Genomic DNA, 15,929 nt, shown 5'->3' on the forward strand with positions numbered 1-15,929 from the left:
GGGAGCGCAAACATGAACAAATTCATTAATTTCTCGTTAAAAAATAAGTTCGCAGTTTGGCTACTAACCATTATTGTTACCATTGCAGGTATTTATTCTGGGCTGAACATGAAGCTGGAAACAATTCCTGATATTACAACACCGATTGTAACGGTAACCACGGTTTATCCTGGTGCTACACCAGAAGAAGTAGCTGACAAAGTTTCAAAACCGATGGAAGAGCAACTGCAAAATTTAAGTGGTGTAAACGTTGTTAGTTCATCATCTTTTCAAAACGCATCTTCTATTCAGGTAGAATATGATTTTGATAAAAATATGGAAAAGGCTGAAACAGAAATTAAAGAAGCTCTCGCAAATGTGAAATTTCCAGAAGGTATAAAAGACCCGAAAGTTTCACGTGTAAACTTCAATGCCTTTCCTGTTATTTCATTAAGCGTAGCAAGTAAAAATGAATCTTTAGCTACCTTAACTGAAAATGTAGAAAAAAATGTTGTTCCAGGATTAAAAGGACTTGATGGTGTTGCATCTGTTCAAATTTCAGGTCAACAAGTAGATGAAGTACAACTTGTCTTCAAGAAAGATAAGATGAAAGAATTAGGTTTAAGTGAAGATACTGTAAAAAATGTAATTAAAGGATCGGACGTATCTTTACCACTTGGCTTATATACATTTAAAGACACGGAAAAATCAGTTGTTGTAGATGGAAATATTACAACAATGAAAGCATTAAAAGAGTTAAAAATCCCGGCTATACCTTCATCACCGAGCGGTCAAGGTAGTCAAAATGCTGGATCCGGTACACAAACACCGCAAATGAATCCAGCGGCTATGAACGGGATTCCAACAGTTACATTAGACGAAATTGCTGACATTAAAGAAGTCGGAAAAGCAGAATCTATTTCTCGAACAAATGGAAAAGAAGCAATTGGAATTCAAATTGTAAAAGCTGCTGACGCGAATACTGTTGATGTTGTAAATGCAGTGAAAGATAAAGTAAAAGACCTTGAGAAAAAATATAAAGACTTAGAGATTATTTCAACATTCGACCAAGGTGCACCAATTGAGAAATCAGTAGAAACAATGCTGAGCAAAGCCATTTTTGGCGCTATCTTTGCGATTGTTATTATTATGCTGTTCCTACGAAATATCCGAACAACATTAATCTCTGTCGTTTCCATACCACTTTCTTTATTAATTGCTGTATTAGTCATAAAGCAAATGGATATTACGCTTAACATTATGACACTTGGAGCAATGACAGTCGCTATTGGACGCGTTGTTGATGACTCCATTGTTGTTATTGAAAATATTTACCGACGAATGTCGTTATCAGAAGAGAAACTGCGCGGAAAAGATTTAATTCGTGAAGCTACGAAGGAAATGTTTATCCCAATTATGTCTTCTACCATTGTAACAATTGCTGTATTCTTACCGCTTGGACTAGTAAAAGGTATGATTGGTGAAATGTTCTTACCATTTGCCTTAACTATCGTCTTCGCTTTATTAGCATCATTACTAGTAGCTGTTACAATCGTGCCGATGTTAGCTCACTCTTTATTTAAAAAAGAGAGCATGAGGGAAAAAGAAGTACATCATGAAGAAAAACCAAGTAAATTAGCAAACTGGTATAAACGCATACTTGCATGGGCTTTAAATCATAAAATCATTACATCAAGTATCGCTGTCCTTCTATTAGTTGGTAGTCTTGCACTTGTTCCAATTATCGGCGTAAGTTTCTTACCATCTGAAGAAGAAAAAATGATCATTACAACGTACAACCCTGAACCAGGTCAAACGTTAGAAGACGTTGAAAAAATTGCAACGAAAGCTGAGAAGCACTTCCAAGATAATAAAGACGTCAAAACAATTCAATTCTCATTAGGTGGCGAAAACCCAATGAGTCCTGGTCAATCAAATCAAGCAATGTTCTTCGTGCAATATGATAACGACACGAAAAACTTCGAAAAAGAAAAAGAGCAAGTCGTTAAAGATTTACAGAAGATGTCTGGAAAAGGCGAATGGAAAAACCAAGACTTCGGAGCGAGTGGCGGTAGTAATGAAATTAAACTATACGTTTACGGAGATAGCTCGGAAGACATTAAACCTATTGTAAAAGATATTCAAAATATCATGAAGAAAAATAAAGACTTAAAGGATATAGACTCTAGTATTGCAAAAACGTATGCAGAGTATACTTTAGTCGCAGATCAGGAAAAACTAAGTAAAATGGGTCTAACGGCTGCACAAATCGGAATGGGACTTTCTAATCAACATGATCGACCTGTTCTGACAACAATTAAAAAAGACGGTAAAGATATCAATGTATATGTCGAAGCTGAAAAACAAAATTATGAAACAATCGATGACTTAACAAATCGTAAAATTACAACGCCACTTGGTACTGAAGTGGCTGTGAAAGATGTTATGACTGTAAAAGAAGGGGAAACTTCGAATACAGTGAAACACCGCGATGGCCGTGTTTATGCGGAAGTAAGTGCAAAACTAACATCTGATGACGTTTCAAAAGCATCTGCCGCGGTTCAAAAAGAAGTAGATAAAATGGATCTTCCTTCTGGCGTAGATGTTTCTATGGGCGGCGTGACAAAAGATATTGAAGAATCATTCAAGCAACTTGGCTTAGCGATGTTAGCTGCAATTGCCATTGTATACTTCGTTCTTGTCGTTACATTTGGCGGTGCCCTTGCACCATTCGCAATTTTATTCTCGCTACCATTCACAATTATCGGAGCTCTTGTTGCCTTATTAATCTCTGGTGAAACGTTAAGTGTCTCTGCAATGATTGGTGCACTTATGTTAATCGGTATCGTTGTAACAAACGCTATCGTACTTATCGACCGCGTTATTCATAAGGAAAATGAAGGGCTATCAACACGTGAAGCCTTATTGGAAGCCGGTGCAACACGCCTTCGTCCTATTTTAATGACTGCAATTGCAACAATTGGGGCTCTTATCCCGCTTGCATTAGGATTTGAAGGTAGCGGCTTAATTTCTAAAGGACTTGGTGTAACAGTAATTGGTGGATTAACAAGTTCAACGCTATTAACACTTCTTATTGTTCCAATCGTTTATGAAGTATTAAGCAAGTTCAAAAAGAAAAAAGTAAAATAAAAAAATAACCTCGCTAATTGCGAGGTTATTTTTTATTCCCAAATACGACTAAAAAATCACCATATCCTTCTTTCTCTAATTCCTCTTTTCGGATAAATCGAAGGGCTGCGGAATTAATACAGTAACGAAGACCATTTGGTCCTGGGCCATCCGGGAATACATGGCCTAGATGTGAATCTCCCTCTTTACTTCTCACTTCCGTACGCGTCATATTATGACTGACATCCATTTTTTCTTTCACACTTGCTGACATAACTGGCTTCGTAAAGCTAGGCCATCCACACCCGCTATCAAATTTATCTAAAGAAGTAAATAATGGTTCACCTGAGACGATATCTACATAAAGTCCTTCTTCTTTATGATTCCAATATTCATTTTGAAAGGGTGGCTCAGTTCCATTTTCCTGTGTTACATAAAATTGCATCTCATTTAGTTTTTCTTTTAAATGAGCATTATCTTTTTGCCAATGTTGTTTAATAAACGCATCTCGCCCTGACCCTTTACGGTATAACTCATAGCGGAATGTATTTTTCTTATGATATCCTTGGTGATAGTCTTCAGCTGGATAAAACGTAGCTGCTGGTAATATTTTTGTCGCAATTGGTTTTGAAAAGCGTCCACTCTTTGCAAGCTCTTCTTTTGAAGCATTTGCTTTTTTATGTTGTTCTTCATTATGATAAAAAATCACTGTTTCGTAAGACTGTCCGCGGTCGTGGAATTGCCCACCTATATCAGTCGGATCAATTTGTCTCCAATATATATTTAATAACTCCTCATACGGCATTTTATTTGCATCAAATGTAATTTGTACTGCCTCATAATGTCCCGTCGTTTCTGAACATACTTCTTTATATGTTGGACTCTCTTTATGACCACCTGTATAACCAGAAACAACCTTTATAATTCCTTCCATCTCTTCAAATGGCGAAACCATACACCAGAAGCACCCTCCAGCAAATGTAGCTAACTCTACCTTTTCATTTACAGCCATTATTTCACCCCTATTTTATCTTCTGCTTACAGTATGGCATAAAAAACATCATGTTATAAAAGAAAAAGCATCGAACATCGATGCTTTTTCTTTACTTCACCTTATTTTTTCTGGCTTCATGCTCCATTTCATCACTTGTCACATCTAAGACATCTAATAAGAAAATGAAGATTGGAATACCGATAATTAACCCCCATACACCTAAGAAGTGTTCTGAGAAGATTAATACCATAAATGTATAGAAAATCGGTAAGTTTGTTTTTTGCGACATGAACTTCGGATTTAACACGTAACTTTCAAGCGCATGAATTACTGTTACGATAATTAAAATATAAACAACGTACATAATACCGCCAATATTGTAAGCAATCATACAAAGCGGGAATAACGAAATGATAACCCCAGCTACTGGAATTAAACCGAGTAAGAAGATCATTAACGCTAAACCTAATAATTGCGGGAATCCTAATATCCATAGTGCAATAACGGATAAAACACAGTTAACAACTGCAATTAAAAATTGTGCTTCGATTACTTTTCCAAATGAACGTGCAAATTTCTTACCGAAGTACTCAATTTCAGTATAGAAAATTGCAAGTCGGCTTTCTTTAAATTTTGCAGTAAAAGCAACGATCCGAGCTTTCTCCAATAAGAAAAATAAACTCAAAATTAAAGAAAGTAACACTTGAAGGCCAAATTTCCCAACATTCGTAATCGATTTATACAAAATGTCAACGCCTTGTCCTACATATTTCGAAAGTTCCATATGATTGACAGCATTAACTGCATATTTAATTAATTCACTATCTGGTGGGTTTCTTAAAAATACGTTAAATTGATAAATTAATTGTGAAATTTGTATCGTTAATACTGGTAAATATTTAAATAGCGTAATGGCAATTCCACCAATTAACATTACATATAGAAACGCTATAATAATTTTTCGGTTAATAGGCATGAAATGATCTAATTTGCGAGAAATAAACTTTTGGAATCGATCCATTAAATATGTGAGAATAAACGTAATTAAAATTAAATTCAACATACTTTGCAGCCCGTATAACACGAGAGCAAGTATTACTAATACGAGAAACCTCTGAAATCCTTTGCTTTGAAACAGGTTTTTTATTTGCATAATCGACGAGTACTCTCTCCTGTCCTATAAAGTAAAACGTTAATAAGTAGATTTTTCTCTCTTTTCTACTTTTAATTATTCATTCATATGAAGATTTTTATAAGCTTATTATATGTCTCCCTTAGCAGATCCTATAGTAGCTTACTTCTTATTTTACAATACAATGACCTAATTCAAAACGTATTCTACACAGTATTAATGAAGATTTAAGGAAACTTACATTTTGTTAAGATAGGTCTTACCACTACTGTAACATAAAAAGCAAGCTATCAGTAGAAATCTGTCCTACAAATAGCTTGCTTTTCTCATTTTTTAAGTAAGTTTTACTAGCCAATGAATGGCATAAACATCGGTATGACAACTACAGTTACAACTCCCACTACTGTTACAGCAATACTTGCCATAGCTGCCTCTACTTCACCCATTTCAATTCCTACTGCCACTCCTAATGCGTGACCTGCTGTTCCAAGTGCTAAACCTTTTGCAATTGGATGTTTTACTCTAAATGTTTTTAAGAATAATGCTCCTAATGCGTATACAATAACCGCGTTAAAAATAACTGCAAACGATGTAATTGCTGGTATACCACCAATACTTTCAGAGATCGGTAACGCGATTGCTGTTGTTGCTGCTTGTGGTAACATTGAATTCATTACCGCTGTATCTAGACCAATTGCTTTTGCAACAATGAACACGACAATTACTGAGCAAATAGATCCAACCACGATAGCCGATAAAATTTGCCACCAATATTTTTTCAACTTATCCACTTGTTTATATAATGGAATAGCAAAGGCGATTGTTGCTGGTTCTAAGAAGAAGCTAATCATTTTTCCGCCAGTATTATATTCTTCAAAAGTAAATTTACCTACTTTTAGAAAGACAATCCCTAATACCATCGCTACGAATAATGGTGTGAATAAGAAGAATCCTTTTGAATGCTTAAATAATAATGTTCCGATTCCGTATGCGACTAATGAAACGACGATTCCGAAATATGGAGTCATTGTACTTGCCATGTTCATTCCCTCCTAACAATATATACTAAATTAGTTACGCAACTTTTCCGTGCTTGCGTCCTTTATTTACTACTTTCAATTCTTTTGTATCTTTTGTTTCTTTGTCATCTTTTCCTAAAATGAATTGTGCAAATAACCCTGTTACAGCGAGTAAAATAATTGTTGCTACAACGATTACAGTTAGAATTTGTACAAAATATTGTCCCATTACACCGAGAGAATTAATAACTGAAATACCTGATGGAACGAAAAGGAATCCGATAATACCTGTTAAAGCCGTTCCGAGTGATTCAACTTGTTCCAATTTAATAACTTTTAAACATAATAGGCTAAATAAAATAACTAATCCGATCACCGATGAAGGCATCGGAATTGGTAAATGCGTTGCAATAATATTAGAAACTAACATAATAGCTGAAAATATGAATGCTTGTGATAAGAAACTATATACTTTTTTCGTACTCATTTTGGCCACCTCTTTCGATTTGGTACCTTAATTGTATAAGATACAAACAAATTTGTAAGCGTTTACACAATAGAACGTCAAATATACAAAATTAGTTACAAAAATAGGCAGATGAAATACAAAAAGCTACTTCTTAAATACGAAGCAGCTTTTTGAGTTCTTTTGCATATGTACGGCTAACAGGTACTTTCGATCCTTCTTTCATAATTAAATTATATGTAGAATTGAACCATGGTTGTATTTCTGTAATATGATTAATATTTGCAATAAAACTGCGATGGACACGCATAAAACTTGCTTGCGGCAACTTCTTTTCCAAAATTACAAGTGTATCGTGTGTTACATATGTTTCTCTCGTCGTTTTTACTGTCACCTTTCCGTCCACAAGTCCTACATATATAATATCTTCAATATTCACGAGTACAATCGATTCTTCAATTGGTAATGCTAATTTATGCATCTCGGTCGTTACGTCTACACTCTTTACTTCTTGTTTCGTTTCTAATTTTATTTGTTTTTGCTTTTTATATTTCTTTAATGTCTGTACGATACGTTCTTCATCAAATGGCTTTAAAATATAGTCTAACGCATCTACTTCAAATGCTTGCAATGCATATTGATCATAGGCAGTAGCAAAAACAATTGCAGGGGGATTTTTCATCTTCTTTAATATATTTGCGATTTCAAATCCGTTATCATCAGATAATTGAATGTCTAGAAAAACAATATCTGGTTTGTTTTTCATTAGCTCTTCTAATGCCTCCTCTACACAATCCGCCTCACCAATTATCTCAACTTCTTTCGTTCTCTCTAATAAATACTTTAGTTCGTCACGTGCTAACATTTCGTCGTCAACTACTAATACCTTTAACAATCCGCTCTTCCTCCCCTGCTTTTTTGGGAATAACAAAAGTAATCTCTGTCCCCTCATTTAATTCACTTTCAATATGAAGCATCGTTTCTTTCCCAAATAATCCAATTAGACGTTCATTAATATTATATAAAGCCGTTCCAGTCCCTTTCTTTGACGAAACTACCATCTTTCCTAATTGTTCTAAACGTTTTTCCTCAATTCCTTGTCCATTGTCTTTTACTTCAAAGTGAACCATGCCCTCTTTTTCAAAAACATGCACTTCCACTTCGCATACTGGCTGTTTCTTCGGAAAAGCATGGCGCAATGCATTTTCAACTAATAGCTGAAGTACAAATGGTGGAACTAAAGTCGTCTTTAACCCTTCCTCCATGTACATCTTCACTTCATACTTATTTGGGAACCGTGCTTGTTCTAATGATAAATATGCATGTACATGGTTTAATTCTTGTTCTAGCGGAATCAATAACTGACGTGCCCCTTGCAAATTACAACGAAAATACACGCTAAGCTGTAATAATAACTTCCTTGCTTTTTCTACATCTGTTCGGCATAAAGCTGATACTGTATTAATCGCATTAAATAAAAAGTGCGGGTTAATTTGTGCTTGTAATGCCTTTATCTCTGCATCTTGTAATAATTTGCTTTGCAACTCAGCTTCACCTAATTCAAGCTGCGTGGAAAATATTTTTGCTAACCCTTCTGCTAGTTCCTCTTCAACACGACTTAACTGGTTAGGGTTCTTGAAATACAGTTTTAATGTCCCTATCGTATTTTCATGTGAAGTTAATGGAATAACAATAGCTGCTTGCAGAGGACAGCCTTCATGTTGGCAATTAATAACCTCACGTGATTTCGCTTTCATTATTTTCCCTGTATGTAAAACCTCTTTCGATAAACCTGTTATTAAACTGTGTGAAGGAATATGATGATCTGATGCTAATCCAACGTGAGCTAATATTTTCTCTGTATCTGTTAAGGATACCGCATCCGTTCCCGTAAAACGGTGAATAATTTGTGCCACATGTTTACAAGACTCTTCTGTTAATCCTTGGCGAAAATATGGTAATGTCTTATCAGCAATTCGTAATACCTTATGTGTTTGCAAAGCTTTCGCATTTTCTTCCTGGCGCAAAATAGCTTGTATCATAGAAAGTAAAATAAAACTCCCGAAACTATTCACAAGAATCATTGGTATCGCAATTGTTTTCACGATACTAATCCCATCCTCTACAATTAATAAAATCATAATCATCTCTAAAGAAACGATAAACACACTTAAAACTGCTGAAAATTTAGGCGTAGTTGCACGATTATATTTTTTGAAAATGTATCCAATATACCCCGTTATAACACCTGCTAAAATTGATGAAATTGCACAACTTAGCGCTGTCGTCCCGCCAAGCATATAACGATGAATACCCGCAATCGATCCTACTCCAATTCCAACGATAGGCCCACCAAGTAACCCACTAATTCCAACACCCATAATACGTGTATTCGCGATTGTACTCGATGAAGAAACACCTTGTAGCCAATTTTCATTCATAATTGTATTCCCTGCAATTTCAATTCCCGTGTAATTGCTGACAATTGTAAACACTGAAAAAATACAAATAAGCTTAAGCTTATCTGCATACCCATCTTGTCTATGAAGAAGGCGCCTGAACGTTTTAATATGAGAAAGTAAAAATCCTAAAATAACAATAAGTCCGACACGTTCAATCATCATAAGTACTAAATTTAGCATCTGTGATTCATTCCTTTTTATATGAGTTAGTTTTATTATGGGAAAATAATGAAGTGGGCGTCAAGGAGAATGAAGTATCTTTTGAAATATTTTACACATAACAATTCACTCTTTATTTGACAATCTAATAGAAGAGTGCTAAAAATAAAGTAATATAATACAGTCCTTTAACCCAACCCCGTGAGGTTGAGAAGGAAGTCGGAATATACTATACGTATGGTCTTTTTTAGGGATACGTATGCTTTTTTGGCCTTCTCATCATATCAGGTGAGAAGGCCTTTTGTTATTCTTCCATAGCGACTGTAGAAGAAAATAAGGAGGAGTAATGATGAACGTCACTACTGATGTACAATCAACAACAGAGGAAACGAAGGAAAAAAGATATAAAACATTGTTTGGTTCTGCGCTAGGATATGCAGCAGAAGGCTTAGATATGTTGCTCTTATCTTTCGTACTCGTCTACATTTTAAAAGAATTTCATTTAAGCCCTGTGGAAGGTGGAAACTTAACATTAGCTACCACAATAGGAATGTTAATCGGGTCTTATTTATTTGGATTTATTGCTGATTTATTTGGGCGTATCCGTACGATGGCCTTTACAATCTTACTATTCTCACTAGCAACAGCACTTATTTATTTCGCAACAGATTATTGGCAATTATTAATTCTTCGCTTTTTAGTTGGAATGGGAGTTGGTGGTGAATTTGGGATTGGAATGGCCATCGTAACTGAAACATGGTCTAAAGAAATGCGCGCTAAGGCGACATCCGTAGTTGCACTTGGATGGCAATTTGGCGTACTAGTCGCTTCACTCCTTCCAGCATTTATCGTCCCACATTTCGGATGGAGAGCGGTTTTCTTATTTGGACTCATTCCCGCTCTACTAGCTGTCTATGTTCGCAAAAGTTTAAGTGAACCGAAAATATGGGAACAAAAACAACGATACAAAAAAGAATTGTTACAAAAAGAAGCTGAAGGTCATTTAACAACCGCTGAGGCAGAACAGCTAAAGCAAATAAAAAAGTTCCCACTTCGAAAGTTATTTGCCAATAAAAAAGTAACGATAACAACCATTGGTCTTATTATTATGTCATTCATCCAGAACTTCGGATATTATGGGATTTTTACTTGGATGCCAACTATTTTAGCAAATAAATATAATTACACGCTAGCAAAAGCGAGCGGTTGGATGTTCATCTCTACAATCGGCATGTTAATTGGAATTGCAACTTTTGGTATTCTAGCCGATAAAATTGGCCGCCGTAAAACTTTTACAATCTATTATGTCGGTGGTACTATATACTGTCTCATTTACTTCTTCTTATTCACAAACTCAACATCATTGTTATGGGGAAGTGCACTACTTGGATTCTTTGCCAATGGCATGATGGGGGGATTCGGAGCAGTTTTAGCTGAAAACTATCCTGCTGAAGCTCGCTCGACAGCAGAGAACTTTATTTTCGGTACAGGACGTGGGTTAGCTGGATTTGGACCTGTTATTATCGGCTTACTTGCTGCAGGTGGTAATTTAATGGGAGCATTATCTCTCATCTTCATTATCTATCCAATCGGTTTAGTTACAATGCTATTATGTGTCCCAGAGACGAAAGATAAAGTATTAGAATAGATTGAAACTGTACAGGGTACTATCCCCTTCGAGAAAAGTAGTTAAATAAATAGTAAAGAGGAAGCATCTCAAATGAAATGCTTCCTCTTCTTATATAAATACAATTATTTATTTTGATTTACTAGCTTTTTGGAACAAGAAGGAAGTTTTCTCTTCTTCTTTTACAATACCTTGTTTTAAGGCTAATTCCCCTGCAACTTTAGGCGCTAACCATAGCATTGGGAATAACAGAATAGATACCGGAACAGCCGTCACTACAATGAAGGATTGTAAGGCGTTAATACTTCCCTCACCCATGTATAAAAGAATCGCTGCAACTGCACCCATAATAAGCGACCAAAAAACTCGTAAGCTAATTCTAGGATCTCCATCTCCAGTCACTGCCATTGAAATCGAATAAGCCATTGAATCTCCTGTTGTCACTACAAATAAAATTGTTAATAAAAGAAATGCAGGTCCAATAATATTAGATAGTGGCAGTTGCTTTGTAATTGCAATCATAGCCGCTGGCATACCAGATTCACTTAATGCGGTCGAGATAGAACCAGGATTCATTAACTCATAAAACACACCTGATCCCCCTAGTATAGTAAACCAAAACGTTGTAATAATAGGTGCAATAACTCCAATTGCAACGATGATTTCTCGGATTGTTCTTCCTCTTGAAATTCGGCTCACTAAAATTGCCATCATCGGTCCATATCCAATAAACCATCCCCAGAAAAAGATTGTCCACGATCCTAACCAAGCTGTATCACCACGATATGTGCTCATTGGAATAAATTCATTTATATAAAATCCAAACGAAGAAACAAATGAATCGATAATAAATCCACCTGGTCCAAATAGTAATACAAATACCATTAATAGAACTGCTAATCTAACATTTAAATTACTTATAATTTGAATCCCTTTATCAATTCCTGTTACCGCAGATATAGTAGAAACAGCTACTACACAAACAATAATGGCTAATTGAGTAGTAAACACATCAGGAATGTCAAACAATGCTTGTAACCCATAACTTGCTTGTAGTCCTAAAAATCCAATTGGACCAATTGTCCCTGCAGCTACCGCAATAATGGCAAACACATCAATCATTGTTCCAAGCCAACTCTTTCGCAATTTCTCTCCAAAAATAGGATATAAAAGCGTTCGAGGTTTTAACGGCATACCTTTATGATAATGTCCGTACATCATAACTACCGCACTAATTGTACCTAAAATCGTCCAAGCCAGGAAACCCCAGTGCATATAACTTTGTGCTAAAGCAGGCATTACCGCTTCTTTCGTTCCAGCAGTTATACCTTCATGTATTGGTGGCACCGTCATCAAATGGTACATCGGCTCTGCGGCTGCCCAAAAAACGCCACCTCCAGCAAGTAATGTAGACATAATAATAGCGAGCCATTTTGTCGTACTAATCTCAGGTTTTTCTAGCCCCCCAAGTTTAACTCTCCCATATTTTGAAAACGCCATACACATTGCAACAACAAATGTACCAATTAATAAAACCTGCCAAAAGGCACCAAAATATTTAATTGAAGCTGCAAAACTTCTATTAATGGCTCCCTCTACGTAACTTTTATTTAAAATAACTGCAATTACAAATAATAAAAGTGAGCCACCACTAATAAGAAATACAGGCCAATCCGTTTTTCGACTCTTCATCCTCATTTACACTTCCTCCTTCCTCAGCAATCTAAAAAAACAACTTTATTATGTTTTATTGTTTACACCCAAAACACAATGATTATATAAGCATAATAATTCATCAATTTTCTACACACTTATGTTGTCCCTAAAAATATGCTAAATCCCTTATTTAAAAGAAATTTCTATTCCTATTACATAAAAAAGCAAAACAAAAGACCTTATATTTCTATAAGGTCTTCGAAACAGAAATTTGATTATAACATAAGGAACTCCTTGGTTCAAAAAGCTCCTTCCAAAAATAACCGAGAGTAAAGGCTTCCATTTGCTACGTAACAGTAATTAAAAAAAATTATAATTTGCATAAAAAAACTATACTAAATTTTATTTATGAAAGAAATTCGGCTTCAAAATTTCATTCGGATACGGTTTATGATAAATATGAGTAGTAGCTGGAGATAACGGTGGAATGAGCCACACCCAATTGCCTGTTACAACCCGTCCACATGCTGCTTCTTGCTTCTCAAATTGTTGAAATTGTTGTGCAGCAGTATGGTGATCCACAATACTAACTCCTTGTTTTTTGAAGGAATGTAATACAGCAATATTCAACTCAATTAGTGCCTTGTCTTTCCATAACGTACCGTTTCTCGATGTATCGAGCTTCATCATCTCCGCAACAGCCGGAAGTAAATTATAGCGATCATGATCCGCTAAGTTACGAGCCCCAATCTCCGTTCCCATATACCATCCATTGAACGGAGCTGCCTTATAAGAAATACCGCCAATTTCTAAGCGCATATCTGAAATCATTGGAACCCCATACCATTTTGCTCCAAGTGACGAAATCGGGTATTCTGGATGTTCAATTGGCACTTCTTTTACTTCTTCTCTCGGAATTTCTTTATATATAGGTGCCTTCCCGTTTATAGAAAAAACAAGTGGCAATACATCGAAATTCGTACCTTCTCCCTGCCATCCAAGTTCCTGGCAAAAATCCGTAAACGCAGTGGAATGAGAGTCACCAATCACTCCCATTTCTGTTTTATATCCTGCATACCGAATCAATTGGTGATTATAAATTCGTATATTATTTTCTTCACCTTGATATTGCTTAAAAATTGTAATTGTCGGTTTAACTTTCCCATCGTTCGTTGCATATTTAATATGATGAATTAATGCATTGTATACACCTTCCTCATCATTTACTTCACGTGCATCTAATATGTGCATCTTACTCCAAAATAGTCTTCCGATACATCGATTACTATTGCGCCATGCCATTCGTGATCCATGAACAAGTTCTTCAAATGTATGCTCATACGTCCCCGTCTTCTCTATCTCAACTTGAATTTCTTTTATTCTCTCTTCTATGAATTGTTCTTTATTAAGCTCTTTATAGCAAACCGTAATAAAATGACTCGCTTCCTCTATTAATTGTTTCGTTTTACTCATAAACGATCTCCTTCTATTTCAACAAAACGTTACTACTTTACAGTATAAGCAAAAAGAATAAGAGTCACAAATGAAAGTCGAAGTGTTACTTTTATTGTAATATTTTTCAGAAAATTAAAGAGATTACTATTGACTTGTATAAAAAATAGGTGTATTTTTGACTCAGGTAAATTGTTTTTACCTAGACCAACTTTTTAATAAGAAAGGAGGGAATGTTATGTCTTCATTTCAATTGCCAAAGCTTTCATATGACTATGATGAACTAGAGCCATATATCGATAGCAACACGCTTTCTATTCATCATGGAAAGCACCATGCAACATACGTAAATAACTTGAATGCCACTTTAGAAAACTATACGGAATTACATAATAAATCTTTAGAAGAGTTACTATGTAATTTAGAAACTTTACCAAAAGAAATTGTTACAGCTGTCAGAAATAACGGTGGTGGACATTATTGTCATAGTCTTTTTTGGGAATTAATGAGCCCGCGAGGTGGCGGTGAGCCTAATGGAGACGTTGCAAAAGTAATTGATTATTATTTCAATACCTTTGACAACTTAAAAGATCAACTTTCCAAAGCAGCTATTAGTCGTTTTGGAAGTGGCTATGGATGGCTTGTTCTGGACGGTGAGGAACTTTCCGTTATGAGTACACCCAATCAAGATACACCTTTGCAAGAAGGTAAAATTCCATTACTCGTCATCGATGTATGGGAACACGCCTATTATTTAAAGTATCAAAATCGGCGTCCAGAATTTGTTACCAACTGGTGGCATACGGTGAACTGGGACCGGGTAAATGAAAAGTATTTACAAGCAATTCAATCACAAACACATTAGTCGTGCGCATAAGGTAAATTTGGTAATGTAAAATTAGTATTGTCGAAATCCTCCAGAATCCCCCGGATTGCCACCGGGGGATTTATGATTATTTCATTGCATGTATGTAATACCGTAATACTTTTTCTATTTCTATTTTCAACTCCCGGAACCGGAATCCTAATTCACTAGCTTTTCCATTATGTAATGTACAATTAATCACTCCATTATAAGGCGCTACATTATCTCCTACTTCTTGAACGAGTGCTTTTATTCCTATATTTTCTTCTATGAAATGAATAACTTCTCGAGTAGAAACTACCCCATTGCTACAAGCATTAATTGGCCCTTCTATATCCGTCATCCCGCACCAAGCTAAAAATTCTCCTGCTTCTTTTTCATGTATAAATGACAACTCACCATCTAGATCATTCACGGCGACAGGTTCTTGCCTCACAATATGTTCAACGTAAAATTGTAACCTTTTCGTATAATCGTTTTCTCCAATAACAACTGGAAAACGTACTGCAACAACTGGGAATATTGCTTGTTGAAGTAAAACAGCTTCGGCTAATCGCTTGCCTTCACTATAAGTAAAGTCCTTCCTACTACCATATGTAATGGCATACTCGTACGGATTAAAGTTCTCTTCTAACAAGCCTATTGCTGGTTCGTAAACAGCCATTGAAGATGTCATAACGTATTTCTTCGTTTTTCCTTGTAACACTTCACATATTATCTTCGCTGCATTCGAGCTATAGCATAAATTATCGTATACGATATCATAACTTTTATCTTCTAGACGCTCTGCTAATTGTTTTTCATCTTCTCTATCTACAATCAGCCTTTTCACTGCACTACCGAAAGGATCTTCGGTAACCCCTCTCGTCGCAATTGTTACATCGTGTCCATCTTGCAAAAGTGCTTCTACTAAATGTTTACCAAAAAATCTTGTTCCCCCTAGCACCAATACTTTTTTCAACTTCATCATCCCCACTTTGATAAATTGT

The 15,929-nt window shown here is 35.7% G+C and carries 12 protein-coding genes; 3 read left to right on the forward strand and 9 right to left on the reverse strand.

Annotation, left to right across the window (positions count from 1 at the left end):
• Window positions 1-12 precede the first annotated feature (12 nt).
• A complete protein-coding gene (locus DN393_RS20255) occupies window positions 13-3,129 on the forward strand; it encodes an efflux RND transporter permease subunit (RefSeq protein WP_149173803.1) in 3,117 nt (1,038 codons plus the stop codon).
• Window positions 3,130-3,154: 25 nt separating this feature from the next.
• On the opposite strand, the gene msrB is transcribed toward DN393_RS20255, so the two are convergent.
• The 6 genes from msrB to lytS all read right to left on the reverse strand — a co-directional run bounded on the left by msrB (window position 3,155) and on the right by lytS (window position 9,361).
• Window positions 3,155-4,120: a peptide-methionine (R)-S-oxide reductase MsrB gene (gene msrB / locus DN393_RS20260; RefSeq protein WP_046958602.1), complete on the reverse strand. Its 966-nt coding sequence runs from the start codon at window positions 4,118-4,120 to the stop codon at window positions 3,155-3,157.
• 91 nt (window positions 4,121-4,211) lie between these two features.
• The gene (locus DN393_RS20265) at window positions 4,212-5,255 is read right to left on the reverse strand and encodes an AI-2E family transporter (protein WP_001165997.1); all 1,044 of its coding nucleotides are present in this window, start codon (window positions 5,253-5,255) and stop codon (window positions 4,212-4,214) included.
• 326 nt (window positions 5,256-5,581) lie between these two features.
• The gene (gene lrgB / locus DN393_RS20270; protein WP_064476029.1) at window positions 5,582-6,274 is read right to left on the reverse strand and encodes an antiholin-like protein LrgB; all 693 of its coding nucleotides are present in this window, start codon (window positions 6,272-6,274) and stop codon (window positions 5,582-5,584) included.
• A gap of 34 nt (window positions 6,275-6,308) precedes the next feature.
• Entirely contained in the window at window positions 6,309-6,740 is a 432-nt protein-coding gene (lrgA, locus tag DN393_RS20275) for an antiholin-like murein hydrolase modulator LrgA (protein ID WP_016085373.1), read from the reverse strand.
• A gap of 133 nt (window positions 6,741-6,873) precedes the next feature.
• Window positions 6,874-7,614, reverse strand: coding sequence for a LytR/AlgR family response regulator transcription factor (locus DN393_RS20280; protein WP_064476028.1), 741 nt, complete (start codon window positions 7,612-7,614; stop codon window positions 6,874-6,876).
• Window positions 7,592-9,361: a two-component system sensor histidine kinase LytS gene (lytS, locus tag DN393_RS20285; RefSeq protein ID WP_064476027.1), complete on the reverse strand. Its 1,770-nt coding sequence runs from the start codon at window positions 9,359-9,361 to the stop codon at window positions 7,592-7,594. Before lytS ends, DN393_RS20280 begins: the two co-directional genes overlap by 23 nt.
• Window positions 9,362-9,689: 328 nt before the next feature.
• Here lytS and DN393_RS20290 point away from each other — a divergent pair, with 328 nt between their 5' ends.
• Window positions 9,690-10,988: an MFS transporter gene (locus DN393_RS20290; RefSeq protein WP_088047706.1), complete on the forward strand. Its 1,299-nt coding sequence runs from the start codon at window positions 9,690-9,692 to the stop codon at window positions 10,986-10,988.
• A gap of 108 nt (window positions 10,989-11,096) precedes the next feature.
• On the opposite strand, the gene DN393_RS20295 is transcribed toward DN393_RS20290, so the two are convergent.
• On the reverse strand, window positions 11,097-12,665 hold the full coding sequence (locus tag DN393_RS20295; RefSeq protein ID WP_064476025.1) for a BCCT family transporter: 1,569 nt from the start codon (window positions 12,663-12,665) through the stop codon (window positions 11,097-11,099).
• 360 nt (window positions 12,666-13,025) lie between these two features.
• Window positions 13,026-14,096 carry a nitric oxide synthase oxygenase gene (locus DN393_RS20300; RefSeq protein WP_064476024.1) on the reverse strand — a complete coding sequence of 357 codons (1,071 nt, stop codon included), beginning with the start codon at window positions 14,094-14,096 and terminating at the stop codon, window positions 13,026-13,028.
• Between the two features lie 217 nt (window positions 14,097-14,313).
• Here DN393_RS20300 and sodA point away from each other — a divergent pair, with 217 nt between their 5' ends.
• Complete coding sequence (gene sodA, locus DN393_RS20310; RefSeq protein ID WP_064476023.1) at window positions 14,314-14,940, forward strand: superoxide dismutase [Mn]; 627 nt, start codon at window positions 14,314-14,316, stop codon at window positions 14,938-14,940.
• Between the two features lie 88 nt (window positions 14,941-15,028).
• On the opposite strand, the gene DN393_RS20315 is transcribed toward sodA, so the two are convergent.
• Window positions 15,029-15,910 carry an NAD-dependent epimerase/dehydratase family protein gene (locus DN393_RS20315; RefSeq protein WP_081257330.1) on the reverse strand — a complete coding sequence of 294 codons (882 nt, stop codon included), beginning with the start codon at window positions 15,908-15,910 and terminating at the stop codon, window positions 15,029-15,031.
• Window positions 15,911-15,929: the final 19 nt, after the last annotated feature.

Origin of the sequence: Bacillus sp. BPN334, from assembly GCF_008368885.1 — a bacterium.
In the GTDB taxonomy this organism is placed as follows: domain Bacteria; phylum Bacillota; class Bacilli; order Bacillales; family Bacillaceae_G; genus Bacillus_A; species Bacillus_A wiedmannii.